The sequence below is a fragment of the Mesocryomonas fontinalis genome (assembly GCF_055730125.2).
The window spans coordinates 73,458-96,121 of record NZ_JBUZWG020000011.1 but is presented as its reverse complement, the minus strand read 5'-3'; the positions used below and the strand labels follow the sequence as shown (position 1 = coordinate 96,121).

The following is a 22,664-nucleotide window of genomic DNA, read 5'->3' as shown; positions in this document are numbered from 1 at the left end:
GATGGCAGCCGGGCTTGCCGGCGTGCTGGCGTTGAGCGCCGTGCCGGGGGCAGTCCTGGCGGCGAGCTCGATCCCGGCCGAGGCCTGGGCGGCATACAAGGCGAAGTTCGTCTCCGCCGCCGGCCGGGTGATCGACGACGGCAACGGCCAGATCAGCCACAGCGAAGGCCAGGGCTACGGCCTGCTGCTCGCCTATCTCGCAGACGACCCCGCGGCCTTCGACAGCATCTGGACCTTTACCCGCACCGAGCTCCTGCTGCGCGACGACGGGTTGGCGGTCTGGAAATGGGATCCCGCGGCGACCCCGCACGTGTCCGACAGCAACAATGCCAGCGATGGCGACATTCTCATTGCCTATGCCGCCGCGCTCGCCGGTGCGGCCTGGGCACGGGACGACCTGACCGCCGCCGCCACCGCGATGGCCAAGGCGCTCGGGCCGATGGTGATCGAGCGCCAGGGGCTCTCGCTGCTGATGCCGGGTGCCGCCGGCTATGGCGCCAAGGAGCGGCCGGACGGCCCGGTCGTCAACCTCTCCTACTGGGTGTTCGAGGCCTTTCCGGTGCTGGCGAAGCTGGCACCCGGGACCGACTGGAAGAAGCTCGAAGCGGATGGCCGGACGATCCTCGCCCAATCCCTGTTCGGCCCGCGGAAGCTGCCGCCGGAATGGCTGTCGATGAAGACCCGGCCGAAGCCGGCCGACGGTTTTCCCGCCGAGTTCGCCTACAATGCGCTGCGCATTTCGCTCTACCTCGTGCGCGCCGGCAGCACAGATCGCGCCGTGCTCGCCCCGCTGCGCGACGGGATGACCGGCGAAGACGGCAGCGTGTCGATCGTCACGCTCGTCGATGGCACGGTTAGGGAAAGGTTAACGGACGCCGGCTACACTATCCTCCCAGCCCTCGTCGCCTGCGTCCTCGACAAGCAGCCACTACCGCTGGCGCTGAAGGTCTTCGTGCCGACGCTTTACTTCCCGTCGACCTTGCATCTCCTCGCCCTGTCCTTCCTGTCCGAGCGACATCCGGAGTGCCTCGCGTGAAACTCTCCACGGTCCTCGCTGTCGCCGCCGGCTTCTTCGTCGCGGATGTCGCGCTCCCCGCCGGCTTCCGGACGCTTGAAAACCTGACGGGCGGCTGGCTGGCGACGTCGGCCATGGCCGGGGTGGAACAGGAGAACCCGGTGCCGGCCGTGCCGGTCACCGACGGCACTTCGGCGCGCATGGCACGCTTCGTCGCACCGGCGATGCGGATGGCCGAGCTGGACACGGTGGTGGCGCAAGCACCGGCACCCGCAGCTCAGGCAGCTCCGGCTGCAGCAGCGACGACCGCGACGACCACCGCGCCGGTCGTCGACGAGACGGCACTGCGCTATTTTGCGCGCGAGGGCGACGCGCGGCGGCTGGAGACGGAGATCGCCCGCCTGAAGGCGCTCTATCCGAACTGGACGCCGCCGGCGAACCCGCTCGAGATTCCCGACGCAGGCGACGTCCAGCTCGACGCCTTGTGGAAACTCTATTCCGAGGAGCGCTATGCCGAGGTGCGCGCCGCCATCGCCGCGCGTCAAGCTGCCGAACCCGGCTGGCAGATGCCGCCCGACCTGCTGGAGCGGCTGGCCGTCGCCGAGGCCCGGCTGCGGCTGATCAACGCGTCCAACCTGCAGCAATACGACACCGTCGTGCGGGTGGCAGCGGAGACGCCGAGCCTCCTCACCTGCAGCGAGGTCGACGTTCTCTGGCGCCTCGCCCGCGCGTTTTCCGAAACCAAGCGGCCCGAGCGGGCGCTCGACGCCTACCGCTACATCCTGACCAGTTGCGACAATTCCGGCGAGCGGCTGGCGACGATGCAGATGGCGGTCCAGCGCCTGACGCGGCCGGCGGTCGGAACCCTTCTGGCACTGGAGCGGACGGGCCCGGACGGCATCGGCGAGTTCGCGTCCGTGCGCTCCGACGTCGCCCGGCAGGCGGTGACATCGGCCGCCGACGATGCGACGTCGGTGACCGATCCGAGTGATCTCGCGGCGCTTGAGAAGCTTGCCTCCGAGGGTGGGCTCGCGGCGGACCAGATGCTGCTCGGCTGGTATTTCCTGAAGCGCAACGATCCGAAGGGGGCCGAGGGTTGGTTTCGCAAGGCGGTTGCCCACGAGCCCTCGGCCGAAGCCTCGCAAGGTCTGGCGCTGGCCCTGTTGGCACTGAAGCAGCCGGCAGAGGCGGAAACGCTGATGCGGCCCTTCGCGTCCAGCTCGGACGATGCGCGGTCGGTCTATCTCGCGGCGGGCACCAATCTTCTGGCTGTGCAGCCGCAGGTGATGCTGGCGCCGACGGTCATCGCCGAGATCGTCAATCAGGCGGCGGCGGCAAAGGCGCCCGATGCCGCGCAACTGCTCGGCTGGTACTCCTACAATCTCAATCAGTTCGTCACCGCCGGCCAGTGGTTTGCGACGGCCCTGGCGTGGAAGCCGGACGAGGAAATGTCGGCTTTCGGACTGGCGCTGACCCGCCAACGGCTTGGCAATGTCGCCGGCCTCCGCCAGCTGCAAGCCGCCTGGGAGGGGCGCTCACCGCGCATCGCCATGGTCGGCCGCGAGGCGGCACCGGGCACGGTGGTGGCAGAACAGCAGGCGATGGTGCTGCAGCGGAATGGGCAAATGCAGGCCATGGATCAGCCGGCGAGCCAGCCGGCTCCGTCGACGATACAGCCCCAGCCGGCTCCACAGATGATCACGGATCAGCCGTCGGGTCAGTCGGCCCCGGTCCAGCCGCTGTCCCAGCCCGCGCAAAGGACGCCCGCACCGCAGCCGTCGCCCTCCGCCGGCGCGCGTGAACCTCGGGAAGAGCGCTACGGGCAACCATCGCCCCGCGTCGCCTCGGCCCGCTCCGGCGGGTCATCGACCGTCGGCTGCCGTATCCCGGTCTCGCCGACCACGCTGTCCGCCCAGACCGCCCTCGACCGTGGCTGGTGCCTCATGGGTCTTAACCGGCCGCTGGAGGCAGCGCCGGCTTTCGAAGTTGCGCTTCAGGGCGGCACGGCGGCGATACAGAAGGAGGCGGCCTATGGCCAAAGCCTCGCCTACCTGCGCGTTGGCCTGAACAACAAGGCCGCCGTTTCCGCGGCGCGGTCGCCACAGCCGCGGGCGCGCCGGATCGAAATCAGCACCGCGCTCCTCAGCGCGCAGGCCACCACCGCCTTCGAGGCGAAGCGCCCGGTGGAGACGCTGATGGCCCTCGATCAACTCGCGCAGCTGGCGCCCGAGCGTCTCGACCTGATGGTGCTGCGTGGATACGCCTACATGGAACTACGCCGGTATGGCGATGCTCAGCGGGTCTTCTCCGCCGCGGCGGCTGCCGGCAGTTCCGCCGGCCTGAAAGGCCTCAACGACCTGCGTTTGGCCACGGGACAGTTCAAGAGCGACGGCTAGAGCACCGTGCATCCAACTGGATACACGAAGGGCGCTCCGTCTTTCTGAGGCTAGCGCGTCTTTCCTTGATTGGGTGAGCCCACCCAATCAAGCATGCTCTCAGCCCAAAACCGGACAGGCAGATATTTGACATCGCCCCAGCCGCCGCTGATCCACGGATGATCCGCGGGGGGTGTCTCCGACGTGCTCAGCGCGCGTCTTGGTCCGCGAGTTTGTTGGAATAGGCTTTGCCGAAATGGGCCTCGATGCGCATCTGGATGAAGTGCCAGACCGTCGTCATCAGGAGATAGTAGAGCGCCGCGACCGCGAAGAGTTCCAGCACCATGAACTTCTCCTGGATGAGCATCTGGGTCCGGCGCAGGAGCTCTTCCATCGAGATCACCGAGGTGACCGACGTCGTCTTCAGAAGGCCGTTCACGCTGTTGCCGAGGACGGGGATGATGATCCGCGTCGCCTGCGGCATGATCACGTAGCCCATGACCTGTGCCGGCTTCAGACCGAGCGCGCGCGCCGCGTTCCACTGGCCACCGGCGACGCCGAGAATGCCGCCGCGGACGATCTCCGCGAGGTACGCCGCCTCGTTGAGGATCAGCCCGAGCAGCGCCGATTCGAGAACGCCGAGGCGGACGCCGAACTGCGGCAACCCGGTGTAGATGATGATCAGCTGCACCAGCAGCGGCGTTCCGCGGAACACCCAGATGTAGGCCCGGGCCGGCCAGGTGAGGAATCGCGACGGCGCCATGCGCATGATCGCGAGGATGCAGCCGAGCACGAGACCGCCGGCGATGGCCGCCAGCGTCAGCCAGAGCGTCGTCAGCGCGCCGTTGAGAATGAACGGATTGAACAGGTACTCGAAGAACCCGGTCCAGTTCCAGCGGATGTCCATGGGCGGTTCCTCGTCGAATAGGGCGGCAGCGGGCAACCGGAGCCTCTCCGGCATGCCTTGTCGGCGGCAGCGGCTCAGATGCCGCCGCCGCGTCGGAAGGCGGTGCGGTTTACGACGACGTCGCGGTCAGTCGTTGGCGCCGCGGAGGGCGAAGGGCTTGGTGTTGGCGAGGAGGCCGTACTCGTCCATCAGCTTCTTGTAGCTGCCGTCCTGCATCATCTCGTTCAGCGCGGCGACGACGGCGTCCGCAACCTCGGCGTTCTTCATGCCAAGTGCGACGGGGGTCGGGAACAGTCCGGCAATCGCCCGGTCGAAGTCGCCGCGCTTGGCGTATTCGGCCGCCGTCGGGTCGATGCTGACCGTCGCGTCGGTCTGGCCGGCCGCCAGCGCCTGGTAGGCGAGCGCGAAATTGTCGAAGGTGCGGATGGTCATCGCCTCCAGCCCTTCGGCCTGAAGCTTCTTGTCGAGTTCCTTCAGCTTGGCCTCCTCGAAGCCGCCGAGCTCGACGCCGACGGCCTTGCCGGCGAGGTCCTCTTCCTTGGCGATCTTTTCAGGATTGCCTTTCTGGACCGAGATCGAGATCGCCTGGGATTCATAGGGCACCATCTTCATCATGGCCGCCCGCTCCGGGTTCCAGAAGATGCCGGTGTTGATCACGTCCCAGCGGCCGGCCTGAAGGCCCGGAATCATCGCCGAGAATTCGATGCGGACATATTCCGGTTCGAGGCAGAGGCGCTTGGCGATCTCGTTGCCGAGCATCACGCGCATGCCCTTGAGCTCGCCGGACGAGTCGACGAACTGCATCGGCGGCAGCGTCGGGTTGGTCGACATCGTCAGCTTGCCGGGTGAGGCGAGCGCCGAGTCCGGCACCTTGGGCTGGCAGTCCGCGGCAAGCGTTGGGGACGCGGCAAGAACGACGCTGGCTGCAACGCCACCGACGACGACGAGAGCTTGGTGAAATCTGGTCATATGCTTCTCCTGTTGCCCGCTAGGGGCTTGGTGAAAGGGCCGCGTCTCATCCCGTGGGTGGGCTCGGATCGCCTGAGCGTCCGGCCGTCTATGATTGGGCGAGGCTGTCGATCAGACCGAGGCTCGCCAGTGTGTTCCTGAGTTCAGCCCGATCCGCCTCGGGAAGCGGCAGGCGCGGCGCGCGCGGATCGCCGACCGAAAGGCCCATCATCGCGAGCCCCGCCTTCGACGCCGAGACGTAGCGCGGCCCTCCCACCCAGCGCACCACCGGGAGAATCTTCCGGTAGAGCGCCAGCGCGGCGTCCTTGTCCGAATGGTCGGCGACGAGCTCGAACAGCTCGGCCGACTCCTTCGGCATCAGGTTGGAGCAGACCGCCACCCAGCCGACGGCCCCGAGCCAGAAGGATTCGTAGCCGAGGATGCCGGCGAACACGTCGATCCGGTCGCCGCAGAGATCGATGATGTCGCGCACGCGCGTCACCTCGAGCGTCGACTCCTTGATCGACCGGACGGCGTCGATGTGGCTGAGGCGCTCGACCGTGCGCGGCACGAGGTCGACATTGGCGGTCGCCGGATTGTTGTAGACCATGATCGGGATCGAGATCGCCTCGCCGATCCGGCGATAGTGCTCGAACAACTCGTCCTCGGTCGGGGCGGAATAGAAGGGCGGGATGATCATCACGCCGTCGGCGCCCATCGCCTCCGCCTCGCGGGAGAGGTCGACCGCGTCGAACGTCGCCTCGGCCCCGGTGCCGATATAGACGGGCACCCTGCCCGCCGCCTCGTTGACGCAGATCTCGATGACCTGCTGACGCTCCGCGCGGGAGCAGGACAGAAACTCGCCGGTGCTGCCGAGCGGGATCAGGCCATGGATGCCTTGCTCGATCTGCCAGTTGACCAGACGCTTCAGCGCGACCGCATCGACGGCATTACCGTCCGCTGTAAAGGGCGTGACGAGAACGGTGAAGGTGCCTCTGGCGGATTTCATGACGGTCTTTCGTGGCTCCGATAAGCCGGACCATAACTTAAAAATTTTCTCTGTATACAGAAAAAATGATTTTGCTGTATGCATGGTTCGACACGCCCGATCGGAGCCTTCCATCTCGATGCGCATCGCCCGCCCCTTCGTCGGACCCGCCCAGGAGCCTGTCGAATTCACCTTCGACGGGCGCCGCCTGTCGGCGCTGGCCGGCGAGTCGATCGCGGCGGCCCTCGCCGCCAACGGCATTGCCGCGATCCGGAAATTCGACGCTGGCGCGCCGGGTGATGCGGGCTGGCGCGGCCTCTATTGCGGCATGGGCGCCTGTTACGACTGCGTCGTCACTGTCGACGGACGCACCGGCCAGCGCGCCTGCCTGACGAAGATCGAAGGTGGCGAGAGCGTGCGCTCGGCCCAGCCCGCCGGCACCCCGGACGATCCGCTGACCGCGCTGGCCGACCCGGCACCCGGCGCCGAACGCACCGAGATCGCCGTCGACGTCCTCGTCGTCGGCGCAGGCCCGGCGGGTCTCGCCGCCGCCCTGCAGGCCAGGCGGATGGGCGCCGGGGTGACGGTCATCGACGAACGCGGCCAGAGCGGCGGCCAGTACTACAAGCCGCTCGCCCCTTCCCTGACAGCCGAGCGATCGCCCGACCGGCAGTTCGCCCGCGGCACCGCGCTGACGAACGAGGTCGCGGAAGCCGGCGTCGACCTCGTCCAGGGCGGGCTCGTCTGGGGCGCGTTCTCACGGGACGAGGTCATGGTCCTCGTCGGCGGACGGAGCGTCGTCTATCGCCCGCAAAAGCTGATCCTTGCCACCGGTGCCTACGAGCGTCCTTTCACCATCCCCGGCTGGACGCTCCCCGGCGTGATGACGGCGGGCGCGGCACAAACCTTGTCGCGCGCCTACGGTGTCGCGCCCGGAAGCCGGGTGGTGGTCGCCGGCAACGGCCCGCTGAACCTGCAGCTGGCGGCCGACCTCCTGTCGCGCGGCGTCGAGGTCGTTGCTGTCCTCGAGTCCGCGCCAAAACCCACGCTGTCGAAGTGGCGGAGTTTCCTGACGGCCGGTCTCGCCGCCCCCGATCTCATCGCCGAGGGCGCCCGGTACCGCGCGATCCTCGCACGTCACCGCGTGCCGATCCGCTGGGGGCACGCGGCGATCGCGGCTGCTGGACAAGACCGCGTCGATGCCGTGACGATCGCGCCGCTCGCGGCCGACGGCAGGCCGGATACAGCCCGAGCGGAAACGCTGGCGGCCGATGCCCTCTGCCTCGGCTACGGCTTCATCGCCTCGACCGAGGTCGCCCGGGCCCTCGGCTGCGAGATGGTGCTCGACCCGCGCCATCTCGGGACGCCCTCGGTCCGGACCTCCGACGATGGCGAGACCAGCCTTGCGGGCGTCTATGCCGTCGGCGACGGCGCCGCCATCGCCGGCTCGCGCGTCGCCGAATACGCCGGCACGATCGCCGGCGCGCATGCGGCAGCAGCGCTCGGCCATGCCGGAATGTCGCCGGAACGCGAGCGGGCAAGGCACAGCTTGGCGGTCGGCCAAAGGTTCCAGCGCGCGCTCTGGGACATCTTTGCAGCACCCCCCGTCGACCTGTCGTCGATCCCGGACGAGACGATCCTCTGCCGCTGCGAGGGGCTGACTTTCGGGCGCATCCGCGGCGAGATCGATGCGGGATGGGACAGCCTTGGCACGCTGAAACGCCGCACCCGGCTCGGCATGGGCCGATGCCAGGCGCGCTATTGCGCGGCCACCGCCGCCCGCCTGATCGAAGAGCGAACCGGTCGTCCGCGGCAGGTCGACGGTTTTGCCCCACGCTTGCCGGTGAAGCCTTTCCCCGCGGCCGCCCTCGCCCGCGAAAAGCCGGAATGGGGCGGCCATGCACGCGCCGGCTCGCCCAACCTCGGCCGCGCGCCCTCGGGCGAGCCTTTCGGCGACATCGAAGCCGAGATCCTCGTGATCGGCGGCGGCGTGGTCGGCGCCTGCCTTGCCCTGGAGTTCGCCGGTGCCGGCAAGGACGTGCTCGTGGTCGAGCGCGACGACGTCAACCTGCAGGCCTCCGGCGCCAATGCCGGCAGCCTGCACGTCCAGCTTCTGTCCTTCGATTTCGGCAAGAAGGCCGAGGCCGGCGGCGGTCCCGCCGCTGCGACGCTGCCGCTCGGACCGTTTGCCGTCAGGCTCTGGGAAGAGATCGCCGCGGCCTGCGGCGGCGACTTCGAGATCCGCGTCACCGGCGGGCTGATGGTCGCCGAGACCGAGGCGGGCATGGCCTTCCTGAAAGCCAAGGTCGCGCTCGAGCGGAGCCACGGCATCGAGGCGGAAATCCTGTCGAAAGCCGAGCTGCGCAATCTAGCTCCGGCCTTGAGTGAAAATCTGATCGGCGCGGAATACGTCCCGGCGGAGGGCAAGATCAATCCGCTGACCGCCACCTATCGGACCTTCGAGGCGGCAAGGGCAGCGGGCGCCCGCTTCGAGCGGGGCACCGACGTCACCGCCATCGAGCGCCGCGGCAATGGCTGGACGATCACCACCTCGCGCGGAACGATCCGCGCCGGCACGGTGATCAACGCCGCCGGTCCCTGGGCGCGCGAGATCGGCGCGATGGTCGGGCTGGACGTTCCCGTCTACAGCGCGCCACTGCAGATGATCACGACGGAGCGCGCCCCGGCGCTGATCGGGCAGCTCGTCGCCCATGCCGACCGGCATCTCAGCCTCAAGCAGTTGTCGACCGGCGGCATTCTCATCGGCGGCGCCTGGCCGGCCCGCTATGCCGAGGGCCAGCGGCTCAACACGACGATGCTGGACAGCATCGAGGGCAATCTCTGGGTGGCGCAGCGCGTCGTCCCGCAGATCGCAGGGCTCCACGTGCTGCGAAGCTGGGCCGGCATGAACGTCAACATCGACGGCGCGCCGATCGTCGGCGAGGCGCCGGGGCTGCCCGGCTTCTACAACTGCGTGACCTCCAACGGATACACGCTGGCGCCGGCCGTCGCCCGCCTCACCCGCGAGCTCGTCACCGCCCGTGCGCCGAGCTTCGACGTCACCCCCTATCGCATCGAACGTTTCGAACGGAGCCGGCCATGATCACCCTCGACAACGTCAACAAGAGCTTCGGCAGGTTCCAGGTGCTGAAGAGCTGCTCGACGACCTTCGCGCGCGGCGAGGTCGCCGTGGTCTGCGGTCCCTCCGGCTCGGGCAAGTCGACCCTCATCAAGACGATCAACGGGCTGGAGCCGATCGATACCGGTCGCATCGAGGTCGCCGGCATCGACGTCTGGGCGGACGGCACCGATCTCGCCAAGCTCCGGGCCAAGACCGGCATGGTGTTCCAGAACTTCGAGCTGTTTCCGCATCTGTCGATCCTCGACAACCTGTCGCTGGCCCAGCGCAAGGTGCTCGGCCGCTCCAGGGCCGAGGCGAAGGAGAAGGCCGAGGCGCTGCTCGAGCGCGTCGGCCTCGCCGACCAGGCGCGCAAATATCCGATCCAGCTGTCCGGCGGCCAGCAGCAGCGCGTCGCCATCGCCCGGGCCCTGGCCATGGATCCCGTCGCCATGCTGTTCGACGAGCCGACCTCGGCCCTCGACCCGGAGATGATCAACGAGGTGCTCGACGTGATGGTCGAGCTCGCGCACGAGGGCATGACCATGGTCTGCGTCACCCACGAGATGGGCTTTGCCCGCAAGGTCGCGAAGAAGGTGCTGTTCATGGACAAGGGCGAGATCATCGAGGACTGCAGCGGCGACGATTTCTTCACCACCGAGCGGTCGGAACGCGCCAGCCAGTTCCTCGCCAAGATCCTGAAGCACTAGGGTCCGGCATGGGAGAGTTTGCACAGACCGTTGCGGGAAAGGTGGCGCGGGCCAATCTCGGCCGGACACTGATGCACGAGCACATCCTGTGCGACCTGCGCGCGCCGGCCGCGCGCGGCGTGCCTGACCCGATGCCGATCACCATCGAGAACCGCTTCGAGATCGACTACTTCCAGAACCGCGTTCCCGAGAACATGTTTCTGGACGACGACGCTGTCGCGGCAATCGAGTTGCAGCGCTTTGCCGATGCCGGCGGCGGCACGATCGTCGAGCTCACCGTCGGCGGCATGGCGCCGCAGCCGGAGCGGCTCGCTGCCCTCGCCAGGCGGAGCGGCGTCAACATCGTCCTCGGGGCCGGATTCTACACGCAGTCCTACCTCGCCGCAGAGATCGACCGAATGGACGGCGATGCGATAAAGGCTGAGATCGAGGCGCAGATCTGCACGGGCGCCTGGGGTACCGACATCCGTTGCGGGATCATCGGCGAAATCGGCTGCTCCTGGCCGATCACGCCGACGGAGCGGCGCATCCTCACTGCTTCCGCACGCGCGCAAAAATCGACCGGCGCGGCGCTGACCATCCATCCCGGGCGCCACCCCGATGCGCCGGCCGAGATCGCGGGCATCGTCAGGGCCGCCGGCGGCGACCCGGAACGCACGGTGATCGGCCACATGGACCGCACCATCTTCGACACCGACCGCCTCCTCGCCCTCCTCGGCCAGGGGTTCGTCCTGGAGTGGGACTTCTTCGGCATCGAGACATCGCAATACTGGATGGCGGGCGTCGACCTCGATCTGCCGACGGACTACATGCGGCTCGACCTCATCCGAACGCTGATCGACGCCGGCCATCTCGATCGGATCGCGGTTTCGCACGACATCTGCACCCGCACCCGGCTGACGTGCCATGGCGGGCACGGCTATAGCCATCTCATCGCCCATGTCGCGCCGCTTGCGTGCCGACGGGGCTTTTCGGAAGCCGAGCTGGACCGACTGCTGGTCGAGACGCCGGCGCGGCTTCTGTGCTTCCAGAACTGACCGGGGGAGAACGCGATGGCGCGGAGCAGCAAAGTTCGGGAAGACACGGCGCCCGCCGAGAAACGCAGCCGCGCTTCCGGCGAAGGGGAGAATCTCGGCCGCAGGGCCTATGCGGCGATCCGGGCGATGATCATGGAGCGCCGGCTTCCAGGCGGTGACATCCTCTCCGAGGAGAAGCTGGCGGCCGATCTCGCGATTTCGCGCACGCCCGTCCGCGAGGCGCTGCTTCTCCTCCAAAACGCCGGGCTGATCCAGAAGGAGATGAACCAGCCCTTCCGGGTCCGTCTCGTCTCCAACCGCGAATATTTCCAGAGCATGCGGCTTCGCGAACTGCTGGAGGGCGAGGCGATCACCACGGCGGTGAAGGCGATCGACCCGGCGGCGCTCGCCGAGGTCGAGCAGGCGATGGCAAGGCTCAAGGAAAACCCGGACGTGCCGGCGGAAACGCACTGGGCGGCGGACGAGAAACTGCACGAGATGATCGCCGACGCCTCCGGCAACGAGGTGATGGCGAAGATGATCGCCTCGCTGCGGATTACCACGCGGCTCTACGAGCTCTCCGGCCTGCCCTCGCGCTTTCGGCCGGACACAGAGGAGCACATCGGGATCATCGATGCGATCCGCGCCGGCGACCCCGAGCGGGCACGCGCCGCCATGCAGGGCCATATCCGCAGCCTGACCCAGGACGTGCTGGCCGCGATGGCGAAGCTATGAGCCTCGACAGGACGATCCGCGAGCGCATCGCGACCGCTTCGGCCGACGCCGAAGCCGCCAGCATCGATCTGCTGTCGCGGCTGATCGAGGCCGGGCGGGGCGGCCGCGAGGCGATCGATGCGCTGATCCTCGGCGAATTGGGGGCTCTCGGACTGGCGGTCGAAACGCTCGACTACCAGCCCGAAGATATTCCGCTGGTGTCGGAGTTCGCTGCGGCAACAGTGGAGGGCGCCACACCCGCCCGATGCCTGATCGCCCGGACCTGCGACGCCGCAGCGGGCGGAGGGCGAAGCCTGATCCTCTTCGCCCATCCCGACCCCGAGCCCTTCCGTCCCGAGCCCGCCTGGCGCCAGGATCCCTTTAGTCCGGCCATCCGCGACGGCCGGATCAGCGGCTGGGGCGTCGCCGACGATCTCGCCGGCATCGCCATCATGCTGCAGAGCGTCGCGGTGCTGCGGCAGGCCGGGCTCTCGCCCGCCGCCCCCTTGTCGCTAGTGTCCGCGCCGTCGAAGAGCCATCGCCGGGGCATCGCCGCCGCGCTGCATCACGGGCTCGACGCGGATGCCGCGATCTACCTGCACCCGGCAGAATCCGGCAAAGGCCTCGACGAGATCAAGGCCTTCGCGCCCGGACAGATCGAGTTCGCCGTGTCGATCACCGGCCGGTTGCCGGAGACGAGCGAGCCTGCGCATACCGCCTTCGCACATCTGGCCGTCAATCCCTTCGACGCCATGCTGCCCGTCCTCGATGAACTTCGGCGTCTCGACGCGGAGCGCGGGCGAACGGTGCATCATCCCTTGCTGCAGGAGGCCATCGGCCGGTCGACCAACCTCCTCGTCACCCATTGCGAATACGGCATGGTCGGCGGCTCCCCGCGCGTCGGACAGGTCTGCGGCATCCGTGCAGCCGTCTCGCTGGTGCCGGGCGAGGCGCTGGAGAATGTGAAAGGCCATATCACCGCCGCCGTAGGACGCGCGGCGGAGAAGAGCGATTGGCTGAGAGGGCACCCGCCCGAGATATCCTGGATCTCCGGCGTCAGTGCCGCCGAGACGGACCGCTCGTCGGCACTCTACCAGCTCGTCGCCGGCTCGCTTGAGGGCATCGGCGCGCGGCCGGTGGTCAATCCGCTGCACACGTCGAGCGACATTCGCAACCCGATCGTCCAGAGGGATATTCCGACCGTCGGCTATGGTCCGCTCTGCGGCGGCCTGACCATGGCCGGCGGCCACGACGAATGGGTCGACCTGCAGGACTACCTGCGCACGATCACGGTCACCGCCGAGATCGTTGCCGCCTGGTGCGGCACGAGATAGCCGGCCGAGCGAAGACGCGTCACGTCCACCACCCACTGACAAACCAAGCCCTGAAGGACAACATGACCATCCCTCTCAAGATCACCGCCGGCGGCTTCGTCTTCGACGCCCGCCTCGAAACCGAGCTCGCGCCGAAAACCTCGGCCGCCTTCCTCGAACGCATGCCCTATGAGAGCCAGATCGTGCACGTCCGCTGGAGCGGCGAAGGCGTCTGGGTGCCGCTCGGCGACTTCGATTTCGGCGTCTCCTACGAGAACCACACCAGCTATCCCGCCCCCGGCCAGATCCTGCTCTATCCCGGCGGCATCAGCGAAACGGAAATCCTGCTCGCCTATGGCGGGGTCGCGTTCGCCTCGAAGATGGGACAGCTCGCCGGCAACCACTTCATTACATTGACCTCCGGCCTCGATAAACTGCACGAACTCGGGACCACCGTCCTCTGGAAGGGTGCACAGTCGATCCGCTTCGAACGCGTAGTCTGAAGGTTCGGGAAAAACGCTAGATCCAACAAGCTAGAGCGCAATGCGTCTTTCTGGACGCAAGGCGCTCTTAGCCCGGCCGGGCTCGCTTTCCTCTTCCAGCGACTTTTACGCCGCCATCGGAGAGGTCTCCGGTCGCCGCGCCAATCTCACCTATGCCGTTGTGACAGCGGGCAGCCGTCTGCAGAGCAGATCAACTCCGCGATCCCTGCCGCAAGCAATGGGAAAATGGCGGCCTAGGCCCGTTCTTCACCAGGATCAGACGGAAGCGGACGGCCAGCAATTCGTCCAAATCGCGAGCATTTCCGATGCCGCTTTGGGCGGCTTCCGTCATGGACTGGTCCGTGACGGGCGGAACGCTTCTGGGCGGCTTGGCAACCCCTGGTGTGCTACATCAAGATACGCAAAGCGATCGGCACGCTTCGATCCGTGTGGTCGCCCGCCTACAGTGCGAAATCCCGATAGCCGAGATTTATTCTTTCCGCATGGTTGGTTGCCAGGACGACGGAGATCACAGCTTCCCGCAGGGTACGATGAGCCTTGTGGTTGCTGAGCCAAGCGACGGCATTGTCTTGTTCGAGCAGATGGTGCAACCAGAAGCAGCGGAAAGAGTGTGGACTATCTTATTCTGAAGTACCTGCATGTCCTCGGCGCCATCGTCCTTATTGGGACGGGAACCGGAATCGCCTTCTTCATGGTGATGGCACACCGCACGAAGGACGCAGTCTTTGTCGCGCGGACGGCGGGGGTCGTGGTCGTGGCCGACATGCTGTTCACCGCCAGTGCCGTGATAACCCAGCCGGCGACCGGATACTTTCTCGCTGATCTGACGGGGGTTTCTCTTTGGGAGGGCTGGCTGGGGCTTTCGCTCGTTCTCTATGGAGTGGCCGGTGTGTTCTGGCTGCCGGTTGTGTGGATACAAGTGCGGATGCGTGACCTCGCGCGCGAGGCGGCCATCGCGGGAAAGGAGCTTCCGCCTGCTTATCACCGTCTCTACCGGATCTGGTTCGTCTTCGGCTTTCCGGGCTTCGGCTCCGTCATGGCGATCCTATGGCTGATGATCGCGCGGCCTTCGCTATGACCAGCGTCGCCCGCAAACCCATTGTCGCCGTGCTCGGTGCTTCAGGCCTTATCGGTGAAGCGCTGTGCTCGTTCCTCATGTCGAGGGACTACGACGTCGTCCCGATGGCACGCCGCTTCTCGCCCGTTCAAGAAGCCGCATGGCGCGGGCGGTCGATGCGCGCTCCACTGGTCGACGCCGACATCGCAACTCTGCGCGCTTCGCTTGCCGCGACGAAGGCGGACGTGGTTGTGAACTGCATCGGTGTCCTGCAAGACGCGCCGGGCTCGTCCGCCACAGATGCCAACCAGGATTTCGTGGCGAGGCTTCTGAGCGCTTTGCAGATGGAGGAAGGGCATTCGCCACTTCTCGTTCACGTCTCGATCCCCGGCCAGTCCGAGGATGATCGGACGGATTTCAGCCGTGGCAAGCGGGCTGCAGAGGCTGCGATCAGGCGTTCGGGTCTGTCCCACGTCATCTTGCGCCCTGGCTTTGTCGTCGCCGATGCGGCCTACGGTGGTAGCGCCCTGATGCGGTCTCTCGCGGTCCTGCCGTTCGATCTCCCGAAGAGCCTTGCCGACCGTCCCTTCGCGGTGACCGATGCCGATGACATCGGACGCACCGTCGTTTTCCTTCTGGAACAGTGGCAGGGCGGACGCCACAGCTGGCAGGCAAGCTGGGACGTCATGGAAGACGGGGGCTCAACAGTCGGCGATGTCCTTGCCGGGCTTGCCGCGCGCCTTGCCGGGCCCAGGCACCGCATCAGGGTTCCGGGTTGGACGCTGGCGGCCGCGAGCGTTGCCGGCGACGTTGTTTCACGGTTCGGCTGGCGGCCTCCCGTTCGCTCTACCGCGCTTGACGAGATGCGTCGCGGCGTGACGGGTGACCCCGCCAGTTGGCGCCAGGCGACCGGCCTGGCTCCGAGTTCCGCTTCCGCCACCTTCGGCATGATCGCCGCGACCGTGCAGGAGCGTTGGTTCGCACGCCTCTACCTGCTGAAGGCGCTCATCCTCGGCATCCTCGTGTTGTTCTGGGTGGTATCCGGCAGCATCGCCATCTCCGCCGCGTTCGATGCGGCAGTCCGGATATTGACCGATCATGGTTTCGGCGAGTTGCTGGCGAGAGCGATTACGGTGGCGACCAGTCTGATGGACATAGCGATCGGCATACTGATAGCCAACCGGCGAACCTGCCGCCTCGGCTTGCTGGCAGGAATTACGCTGTCCCTTTTCTACATGATTTCTGCAGCGATCATCACGCCGGACATGTGGATCGAGCCGTTAGGGGCGCTCGTGAAGACCGGGCCGGCTATTGCCCTGATGATGGTGGGTCTAGCCGTTTTCGAGGACAGGTGACCGGCCGTAATCTATCTCCAGGCGCAAAGCTGCTGAAGATCGTCATGGGCTCATCTGGTGGGTCAGGATGTCCGGGCGGCTCGTCGACCCGTTACCGAAGCTGGAAGTCAGGGCTCGAGCCTTGAAGCACTCCCTTTCAACGGCAACCGGATCGTGAAGCAGGCGCCCATTGCGGTCTCGTCGAGCCGTATCGTGCCATGGTGAGCTTTGAGAAGCGCCACGACGATGCCGAGGCCGAGCCCCGTTCCCCCGCTCTCTCGCCGGGTGGTGAAGAAGGGCTCGAAGATCCGCGTCCGATTGGCGGCCGATATGCCGACGCCGTTATCATGCAACTCGACCTCCGCCCAACCTGTCGCCTCACGAACCGTGACGGTCATCTCCGTCGCGTCATGCCGGAAGGCGTTGTCGATGAGATTGGCAAGGACAATGCCGAGCGACTCATTCGAGATGGCGAGCCGCGTCTCGCCGCCTTGCCCCAGACCCACCGACAGCGCCCCTGCTACCGTCAATCCGGACAAAGCCTCGGAGACGCTGCTGGCCTCGTACGTCGCGTTCGTGCTTTCGGCGCGGGTCAGTTCGATCAGGCGCTTCACCAGGAGTGCGAGCCGATGCGTATCGGCCAGCACATTGCCGAGGAACCGGCGACGCGTAGCATCGTCCAGTTCGGCCCCCTCGTCGCGCACGAGTTCCACCGCGCCTTGGATGGCGGTCAGCGGCGACTTGAGCTCGTGCGACAGGTGCGTGGCGAAGACGCGGACCGCCTCCGAGCGCTGTTCGAGCCGGCGTGCCATATCCAGAAAGGCATTCGATAGTTCCGCCATCTCCCGTGTGCCGTTGTGTCGAAGAGGTTGCAGAGCACTCGCGTCGCCGGCGGCGATCCGGGCCGTTCGGCGCCGCAACTCGTAGATCGGGCGCCCGATCGTCCGCATGAAGACGAAGGCGATCGCCAGCGTCGCCAAGCCCACGGCCAGCCCCGCCAGCACCAGCTTGCCGCGTTCGACATAGAGATGGCGCAGGATGTTGTTCGGCGTGCGCGACATGTAGAGGACGCCCAGCAATCGGTCCTGCGCAACGATCGGCATCGCCACGAAGACGCGCAGCCGCGTGCCGCGGCTGATCGAATAGAGCGGCGGGTCCGGTGTGTCCGACACGCGCTGTCGCAAGACGCTGCGATAGCGGCCCGTCAGGGCATGGCGTATCTCGTCGACATCGGCGAGTGACATTCCGACTTCCGCCGAACCGGCGATGACGGTGCCGAAGGGATCGAGGAGGCGGAACCCCGTCAGGGTCGAGCGTTGCGTCGCCGCCAGAACATCGGAAATCTGCCTGCCCTGCGATACAAGGGGCGAGACCCCGTCCACGTGTTTTGCAGGGGGACGTGGGGGCAGGAGCGGGTCGGTCGCGAGATCCAGGGTCGGTTCGATCGGACGGTATCGTCCGAGCGCCGGATCGGCTGACGCCACAGGCATGAGAGGCAAGGCTGCGACAGCAGGGTCATCGCGCAGATCATGGGAGAAGGCCGCGCCGAGGGCAGCCCCCTGGGCGCTCAGCTCGGCTTCCGTCTGGCGAACGAGTTGGTTCTCGTAGAAGCGGAACAGGACGAGGCCTGCCAAAGGAAGGGTCAGAACGGCCACCAGCATGAGGCCGACGACGAGGCTGAGACGCGGGCGCCACTTTTCCCTCACGCGTCGCAGCGCCCCAGGCGGAACCCAACACTGTGCACCGTTTCGATGATGTCGCTGCCACCGGCCTCGGCGAACTTGGCACGGATGTTGCGCACGTGGCTGTCGATCGTGCGGTCCGAAACATGGACGCCGGCGGCATGGCTGGCATCGATGATCTGCTGGCGGCTGAGGACGTGGGCCGGGCGTTCCAGGAGGCGGCGCAGGATGGCAAATTCGATGCCGGTCAAGGCGATTTCGCGCGCGTCGAAGGTCGCAAGCCTTCGCGTCGCGTCGACGAGAAGCCGCCCGTGAACGAGCGCAGGCTCGTCCCGCTCCGTCTCAGCGGGTGCGCTACGGGACCTGCGAAGGATCACGTTGACCCTTGCGACGAGTTCGCGGGGGCTGAAGGGCTTGGTGACGTAGTCATCGCCACCGATCTCCAATCCCACGATGCGGTCGATCTCTTCATCGCGCGCGGACAGGAAAAGGATCGGGACGGTGGAGAATTTGCGCAGTTCCCGGCAGACGCCCAGTCCATCAAGCTCCGGCATGCCGATGTCGAGAACCAGCATGTCCGCGGGGCGCTTGCGAAATTGCCGGAGCGCCGCGTCTCCGTCGCCTGCAACCTCGGTTGTCATGCCCGCCTTCTCCAGCGCGAAGCAGATGATCTCGCGGATGTGCGGATCGTCGTCGACGACGAGGATGCGTGGCGTCATCGGGTTGTTCCAGCGGGCGGGAGCGCGGGGCCCATGGGCGAGACAGGTACGGGCACCCTGTGGGAATCCAGATACTGGGTAAGCCGCCATCTGCGGAACGTCCAGTCCCGCCAATCGGAACCATTGCCGTGGTCAAAGGCCAGACGGTCGCGCAATCTCCGGGCACAAACGATCCAGATATCGTCGAACTCCATCGGTGCGGTCGCTGCGGCATGGGCCAGATAGCGATCGATAGCCGGAATGGCAGCCGGTCCGAGCGAGGCCAGATGACGAAGGTCGAGGGGCATGCCTTCTCCCGACATCTCGCGGCTATGGTCGACATTGAAGCGGGCGACAAGGGCGTCGTCGTCAACGAAGCAGGAAGCAGCAGCGACAAAGCCAAGCACCAGGATGTTCGCTCCGACCAGCCAGCGGTTTGAACGTTTGCCGACGATCTGGAGACAGATGAGGACAAGACCGGCCGCGACGATTCCCATCCAGACGAAAGCGGCCAGACGCCAATGGGTCAGCGCGTACATGTCGACGTAAAGGTCGAGACGGAGCATCGCGGACAGAACGAGGACCACGTTCTGACCGATCCAGAGATAGACGAGGGCCCGGATCCTCGGGTCGGCCGAAGCCTTCGTGCCCGGACGCAAGGCGACGAGGACGAAGCCTGCCGCGAGAAGCGCCGTGACGACCAGCGTGTAGGCGCCACGATGGGCATAGGCTGCGTAGCCGATGCCGTCGGGAAGTGCGGCACCGCCCCAGAGATAGACCGCATCGAGAAGCGTCTGCAGGGCGAACACGGCGTTGAACAGACCGAGGGCCCTGAGGATGGCCGCCGGCCCATAGACGATCGAGTTCGAGCCGGTCCTGGGCGGCGTCCTCGGTTGCATCACGCTCTTCGCGGCTGCACGCCGCAGCAGACGGGGCCGCAGGAAAGGCCAGACGAGAGCGATCATCAGCGCCCAGAAGAGAACGCGCGCGGGATTGAGCAACTTCAGGAGAAGCAACGGGTCGAGCTGTGACAGCCACTGCTCGAGGATCGGATTTCCCATTCCCAAAAGGAGGACGAAGCCACAGGCGAGGACGATCGGCATGGTCCAAACCAGCCAGTCCCGGGACCGTGGCTGCGGTCCGAGCAGATGTCGCGCCCTTTTGAGCGTGACCGATTGCCGGCGCCGGTCGTCCGCGATGAGCGCGAGAGGAACGCGGAGAAGAAAGCGCCCGATCGCTGGCAGAGCATCGAGGCCCGAAGGCAGGCGCCGGGAGGTGGCAAGAACGAAGGCGCCGAGGCAGGTGATGGCAAGCGATAGCGAGATGCCGTCGACCGTCTCGACGAGGGCGAGAAGGGCGTCGATCAGCAGGAGACACGGAATGAGAAGGGTGCGGTTGATGGCCTGCGGCCGGCAAAGCAAGGCCGCAAAAGCGATCGAGGCCAGGAAGACGGGAGCGGAAAGACCGAGGGGCTGGCCAAACCGGCCGAAGAAAAGCCAGTCGGCGGCGACGGTGAGCAGCAGGGCGGCGAACCCGTAGGTCCGCAGGCGCGGCCGCATCGTGAGCGCGCTCATGCCCATCGCCTTTCGCGGCGTGCCGGTTGTATCGGCGTTTGGCTTCCGGCCCCCGCCAGGGCGGCGGGAAGATGCGGATCGGTCAGCCACCAGCCGTCGCGCAGGACGCGGTCGGGAAGGCGGGAGCCGGGCGGAGGGAAAGGAAGTCGGGTTGAGCGCATGCCCCGGTTTTCGCAGCCCCGCGAGCATACCGCGTGCTGAGGACGTGCAGGGAACGAGGAATTATGTGCAGGACGCGTGCAGAGGCCTCGAAATCTCGAACATCCGAACCTCGCCGGCAAATGGCTGCCTAGCTGAGATCGGCAGAAAGCCGACGGACAGCAATCATCGTTCTCCCACGGCCGGAATGGCCGAAGAGAAAGCTAATGTGAGTTTTGGGCGGGCTTCCCGGGGCGACTGGCGACGACCCCAAGCAGTGATCGGGTCTTCAGCGGATCCTTGGGCAGGCCGGTGAGCGACCTATTTTAGCAGCATTCCCTCGGACAACTCGCATGCCTCGTAGTGAGCGGCAATTTCGGCACCCGTGGCGATCCAGACATCCTCTTTAGCCTGCGCATATTGCAGGAAGTCACGCAGAAGGTGCCATCGCATCGGGCGCCCGGAAACCTGGGGGTGGAGCACAAGCGTCGTCACGCCGCCCCATGCGTGCGTCACCGAAGCTATCACCTCCTGCGTGCTCAGGAAGTGCTCCGCCGCCTTGCCACGTCCGACCACCGTGAAGGCCTCGATCGGGTCAAGGCTCGCCAAAAGGCGCCCGGCATTCACGGCATCGACCTGCCAAGCCATCCGCTCAAGCGTGCCGATGTGTTGACCAGATTCTGGGCGCCGCGAGGGTGATAGCCTCATCCGCATCCTCGCCTGCCGCCGGATCACGCCTTGGCGGAGAGTTCGACCGCCGTGACCAGCACGACGTCGCCGTCGAGGATCGGCCTTGCAAGGGCGAAAAAGGCGGCGACGACGTCCGAACCGTTGTGCCGGTCCATCGCCGCCTGGTCGCTGAAACGCTCATAGGTGGTGAACAGGCAGGGATCGCCGGCGTCCTGGCTGACGAAGAAGCCGATCGTCTCCGGCTCGCTCGACGCCACGTGGGCGGCGACGGCGAGGAGGCCGTCGCGCATCGCCCCTTCCGCGCCCGGCTTGACGCGGATGACCGCGGAGATCGTCAGCATCAGAAACTCTTCCAGTCGCCGTCGGCCTCGAAGGCGGAAGCCGCCTGGTAGATCGTGCTCTCGCCGTAGTCCTTGGCTGTCAGCATCAAGCCGACTGGCAGCCCGTCGGAAAGACCGCAGGGGATCGACATCGAGGGGTGGCCGGTGATGTCGAACTGGCAGGTGGCGCCGACCATCTCGAAACCGCGCATGATGATTTCCGACAGCGGCGCGCCCTTTTCCGGAAGCTTCGAGGCGACGATCGGCAGAGTCGGCATCAGGATCAGATCGTAATTCTCGAAGACCGCGTCGTAGGCGGCCTTCATCACCCGGACGAGGTTCTGCGCCTTGGCGTAATAGCGGCCACGATAGTGCGTCAGGCCCCACTGCCCGACCAGCATCGAGAGCTTCAGCGTTTCCGACAGGTCGTCGGCGCGGTCGCGCCAGGCGGAGTGCGCATCCATGAGGCCGACGTCGTAGCGGCCCTTCCAGTTGAAGCCCATGCCGTTGCCGTGCATCATCTGCGCCATCAGGCCTTCGAGCGCGATCGGCTGCCAGACGGCGGCGGCGAGCGGATGCTCGGGGATCGAGATCTCCTCGACCACGGCACCCATCGCCCGAAAGCGCTCGGCGCCCTCTCGCACCTTGTCGGCGACGCCGGGCTGCATGTTGGCGAGGGTGAAGCCCTCCGTCACCACGCCGATCTTAAAGCCCTTGGCGCCCTTGCCGAGCGCCTCGGTATAGGCCGAGACCTTCGGCGCATACTGGCGCGGGTCTAGGCCGTCTGCCCCGGCCAGCACTTCGAGGAGCAGCGCGTTGTCGGCGACATTGGCGGTCATCGGGCCGGTGTGGTCGATGGTGGATTCGATCGGCATCACGCCGGTGTAGGGCACCAGCCCGTGCGTGCCCTTCATGCCGTAGATGCCGCAGAACGAGGCGGGAATGCGGATCGAACCGCCCTGGTCGCCGCCGATCGCCATGTCGACCTCGCCCGCCGCCACCAGCGCGCCGCTGCCCGATGACGAGCCGCCGGCGGAGTATCCCGGTCTGTGCGGATTGTGCACCGGGGCGGGCTGGGAGGTATGGCTGCCGCCGGAGAGGCAGAACTGCTCGCAGACCGCCTTGCCGAGGATGGTCGCGCCGGCGTCCAGCATGCGCGTCACGATGGTCGCGTCCATCACCGGCACGAAGCCCTCGAGCGTCGAGGCCCCGTTCATCATCGGCACGCCGGCGAGCGAGACATTGTCCTTCAACGCCACGGTCTTGCCCGCGAGCTTGCCCTCGGCCGCGCCCTTCACCTCGCTCTTGAAGTACCAGGCATTGTATTTGTTTTCCTCGCCGACCGGCCGGTAGCCGGGGGTGCGCGGGTACATCACCGGCGTCAGGTTGTCCGGCATCGCGTCGACGATGTCATAGGCGTCGAAATTGCCTTGCATCAGAGCGAGATAGTCCTCGGCTTCCTCGTAGCTGAAGGTCATTCCGAGATCGTCGGCAATGTCCAGAATCTGTTCGGCCGAAGGGCGGGTGATAGCCATTGCGCTTCCTATTCTCGCTGACGAGGAAT

General features: G+C 66.6%; 19 protein-coding genes and 1 pseudogene. 11 read left to right on the top strand and 9 right to left on the bottom strand.

Annotation, left to right across the window (positions count from 1 at the left end; all coding sequences use genetic code 11):
- Position 1 precedes the first annotated feature (1 nt).
- Together ACZL02_RS22295 and ACZL02_RS22290 are read left to right on the top strand one after the other, a co-directional pair.
- Positions 2–1,036, top strand: coding sequence for a family 8 glycosyl hydrolase (locus ACZL02_RS22295; RefSeq protein ID WP_472940966.1), 1,035 nt, complete (start codon positions 2–4; stop codon positions 1,034–1,036).
- On the top strand, positions 1,033–3,411 hold the full coding sequence (locus tag ACZL02_RS22290; protein ID WP_472940899.1) for a cellulose synthase: 2,379 nt from the start codon (positions 1,033–1,035) through the stop codon (positions 3,409–3,411). The genes ACZL02_RS22295 and ACZL02_RS22290 overlap by 4 nt, the downstream gene beginning before the upstream one ends.
- Positions 3,412–3,598: 187 nt before the next feature.
- On the opposite strand, the gene ACZL02_RS22285 is transcribed toward ACZL02_RS22290, so the two are convergent.
- The 3 genes from ACZL02_RS22285 to ACZL02_RS22275 form a co-directional block, all read right to left on the bottom strand.
- Complete coding sequence (locus tag ACZL02_RS22285) at positions 3,599–4,297, bottom strand: amino acid ABC transporter permease (RefSeq protein ID WP_472940898.1); 699 nt, start codon at positions 4,295–4,297, stop codon at positions 3,599–3,601.
- Positions 4,298–4,423: 126 nt separating this feature from the next.
- Positions 4,424–5,266 carry an ABC transporter substrate-binding protein gene (locus ACZL02_RS22280; RefSeq protein ID WP_472940897.1) on the bottom strand — a complete coding sequence of 281 codons (843 nt, stop codon included), beginning with the start codon at positions 5,264–5,266 and terminating at the stop codon, positions 4,424–4,426.
- Between the two features lie 88 nt (positions 5,267–5,354).
- Positions 5,355–6,254 (bottom strand): dihydrodipicolinate synthase family protein, encoded by a 900-nt coding sequence (locus ACZL02_RS22275; RefSeq protein ID WP_472940896.1) that lies wholly within the window; start codon positions 6,252–6,254, stop codon positions 5,355–5,357.
- Positions 6,255–6,372: 118 nt separating this feature from the next.
- On the opposite strand from ACZL02_RS22275, the gene ACZL02_RS22270 reads away from it, so the two are divergent.
- The 9 genes from ACZL02_RS22270 to ACZL02_RS22230 all read left to right on the top strand — a co-directional run bounded on the left by ACZL02_RS22270 (position 6,373) and on the right by ACZL02_RS22230 (position 16,019).
- Positions 6,373–9,336, top strand: coding sequence for an FAD-dependent oxidoreductase (locus ACZL02_RS22270; RefSeq protein ID WP_472940895.1), 2,964 nt, complete (start codon positions 6,373–6,375; stop codon positions 9,334–9,336).
- Positions 9,333–10,061, top strand: a complete 729-nt coding sequence (locus ACZL02_RS22265; protein WP_472940894.1) for an amino acid ABC transporter ATP-binding protein — start codon at positions 9,333–9,335, stop codon at positions 10,059–10,061. The genes ACZL02_RS22270 and ACZL02_RS22265 overlap by 4 nt, the downstream gene beginning before the upstream one ends.
- A gap of 8 nt (positions 10,062–10,069) precedes the next feature.
- On the top strand, positions 10,070–11,098 hold the full coding sequence (locus ACZL02_RS22260; RefSeq protein ID WP_472940893.1) for a phosphotriesterase family protein: 1,029 nt from the start codon (positions 10,070–10,072) through the stop codon (positions 11,096–11,098).
- Between the two features lie 15 nt (positions 11,099–11,113).
- Entirely contained in the window at positions 11,114–11,812 is a 699-nt protein-coding gene (locus ACZL02_RS22255) for a GntR family transcriptional regulator (protein WP_472940892.1), read from the top strand.
- Entirely contained in the window at positions 11,809–13,125 is a 1,317-nt protein-coding gene (locus tag ACZL02_RS22250) for a M20/M25/M40 family metallo-hydrolase (protein ID WP_472940891.1), read from the top strand. The genes ACZL02_RS22255 and ACZL02_RS22250 overlap by 4 nt, the downstream gene beginning before the upstream one ends.
- A 68-nt stretch (positions 13,126–13,193) precedes the next feature.
- Positions 13,194–13,607 (top strand): DUF3830 family protein, encoded by a 414-nt coding sequence (locus tag ACZL02_RS22245; protein ID WP_472940965.1) that lies wholly within the window; start codon positions 13,194–13,196, stop codon positions 13,605–13,607.
- Positions 13,608–13,936: 329 nt separating this feature from the next.
- Positions 13,937–14,236 (top strand): hypothetical protein, encoded by a 300-nt coding sequence (locus ACZL02_RS22240; RefSeq protein WP_472940890.1) that lies wholly within the window; start codon positions 13,937–13,939, stop codon positions 14,234–14,236.
- Positions 14,218–14,685, top strand: a complete 468-nt coding sequence (locus ACZL02_RS22235) for a DUF2269 family protein (RefSeq protein ID WP_472940889.1) — start codon at positions 14,218–14,220, stop codon at positions 14,683–14,685. Before ACZL02_RS22240 ends, ACZL02_RS22235 begins: the two co-directional genes overlap by 19 nt.
- Positions 14,655–16,019, top strand: a complete 1,365-nt coding sequence (locus tag ACZL02_RS22230) for an SDR family oxidoreductase (protein WP_472940888.1) — start codon at positions 14,655–14,657, stop codon at positions 16,017–16,019. The genes ACZL02_RS22235 and ACZL02_RS22230 overlap by 31 nt, the downstream gene beginning before the upstream one ends.
- A gap of 107 nt (positions 16,020–16,126) precedes the next feature.
- Here the strand turns inward: ACZL02_RS22230 and ACZL02_RS22225 are convergent, their stop codons facing one another.
- The 6 genes and pseudogenes from ACZL02_RS22225 to ACZL02_RS22200 form a co-directional block, all read right to left on the bottom strand.
- Positions 16,127–17,704 carry a sensor histidine kinase gene (locus ACZL02_RS22225; RefSeq protein WP_472940886.1) on the bottom strand — a complete coding sequence of 526 codons (1,578 nt, stop codon included), beginning with the start codon at positions 17,702–17,704 and terminating at the stop codon, positions 16,127–16,129.
- Entirely contained in the window at positions 17,701–18,399 is a 699-nt protein-coding gene (locus ACZL02_RS22220) for a response regulator (RefSeq protein WP_472940885.1), read from the bottom strand. The genes ACZL02_RS22225 and ACZL02_RS22220 overlap by 4 nt, the downstream gene beginning before the upstream one ends.
- The gene (locus ACZL02_RS22215; protein WP_472940884.1) at positions 18,396–19,952 is read right to left on the bottom strand and encodes a DUF4153 domain-containing protein; all 1,557 of its coding nucleotides are present in this window, start codon (positions 19,950–19,952) and stop codon (positions 18,396–18,398) included. Before ACZL02_RS22215 ends, ACZL02_RS22220 begins: the two co-directional genes overlap by 4 nt.
- A gap of 459 nt (positions 19,953–20,411) precedes the next feature.
- A pseudogene (locus tag ACZL02_RS22210) lies at positions 20,412–20,603 on the bottom strand (polysaccharide deacetylase family protein); the annotation flags it as partial.
- Positions 20,604–20,821: 218 nt separating this feature from the next.
- Positions 20,822–21,121, bottom strand: a complete 300-nt coding sequence (locus ACZL02_RS22205) for a putative quinol monooxygenase (protein ID WP_472940883.1) — start codon at positions 21,119–21,121, stop codon at positions 20,822–20,824.
- Positions 21,121–22,635 (bottom strand): amidase, encoded by a 1,515-nt coding sequence (locus ACZL02_RS22200; RefSeq protein ID WP_472940882.1) that lies wholly within the window; start codon positions 22,633–22,635, stop codon positions 21,121–21,123. Before ACZL02_RS22200 ends, ACZL02_RS22205 begins: the two co-directional genes overlap by 1 nt.
- Between the last annotated feature and the right edge of the window lie 29 nt (positions 22,636–22,664).

What these genes read in the sequence shown, in the direction of transcription:
- ACZL02_RS22295 (WP_472940966.1), top strand. Translation starts at nt 2, where the DNA reads ATGGCAGCCGGGCTTGCCGGCGTGCTGGCGTTGAGCGCCGTGCCGGGG.
- ACZL02_RS22285 (WP_472940898.1), bottom strand. Translation starts at nt 4,297, where the DNA reads ATGGACATCCGCTGGAACTGGACCGGGTTCTTCGAGTACCTGTTCAAT.
- ACZL02_RS22280 (WP_472940897.1), bottom strand. Translation starts at nt 5,266, where the DNA reads ATGACCAGATTTCACCAAGCTCTCGTCGTCGTCGGTGGCGTTGCAGCC.
- ACZL02_RS22275 (WP_472940896.1), bottom strand. Translation starts at nt 6,254, where the DNA reads ATGAAATCCGCCAGAGGCACCTTCACCGTTCTCGTCACGCCCTTTACA.
- ACZL02_RS22270 (WP_472940895.1), top strand. Translation starts at nt 6,373, where the DNA reads ATGCGCATCGCCCGCCCCTTCGTCGGACCCGCCCAGGAGCCTGTCGAA.
- ACZL02_RS22265 (WP_472940894.1), top strand. Translation starts at nt 9,333, where the DNA reads ATGATCACCCTCGACAACGTCAACAAGAGCTTCGGCAGGTTCCAGGTG.
- ACZL02_RS22260 (WP_472940893.1), top strand. Translation starts at nt 10,070, where the DNA reads ATGGGAGAGTTTGCACAGACCGTTGCGGGAAAGGTGGCGCGGGCCAAT.
- ACZL02_RS22255 (WP_472940892.1), top strand. Translation starts at nt 11,114, where the DNA reads ATGGCGCGGAGCAGCAAAGTTCGGGAAGACACGGCGCCCGCCGAGAAA.
- ACZL02_RS22250 (WP_472940891.1), top strand. Translation starts at nt 11,809, where the DNA reads ATGAGCCTCGACAGGACGATCCGCGAGCGCATCGCGACCGCTTCGGCC.
- ACZL02_RS22240 (WP_472940890.1), top strand. Translation starts at nt 13,937, where the DNA reads ATGGACTGGTCCGTGACGGGCGGAACGCTTCTGGGCGGCTTGGCAACC.
- ACZL02_RS22230 (WP_472940888.1), top strand. Translation starts at nt 14,655, where the DNA reads ATGGCTGATGATCGCGCGGCCTTCGCTATGACCAGCGTCGCCCGCAAA.
- ACZL02_RS22220 (WP_472940885.1), bottom strand. Translation starts at nt 18,399, where the DNA reads ATGACGCCACGCATCCTCGTCGTCGACGACGATCCGCACATCCGCGAG.
- ACZL02_RS22215 (WP_472940884.1), bottom strand. Translation starts at nt 19,952, where the DNA reads ATGAGCGCGCTCACGATGCGGCCGCGCCTGCGGACCTACGGGTTCGCC.
- ACZL02_RS22205 (WP_472940883.1), bottom strand. Translation starts at nt 21,121, where the DNA reads ATGCTGACGATCTCCGCGGTCATCCGCGTCAAGCCGGGCGCGGAAGGG.
- ACZL02_RS22200 (WP_472940882.1), bottom strand. Translation starts at nt 22,635, where the DNA reads ATGGCTATCACCCGCCCTTCGGCCGAACAGATTCTGGACATTGCCGAC.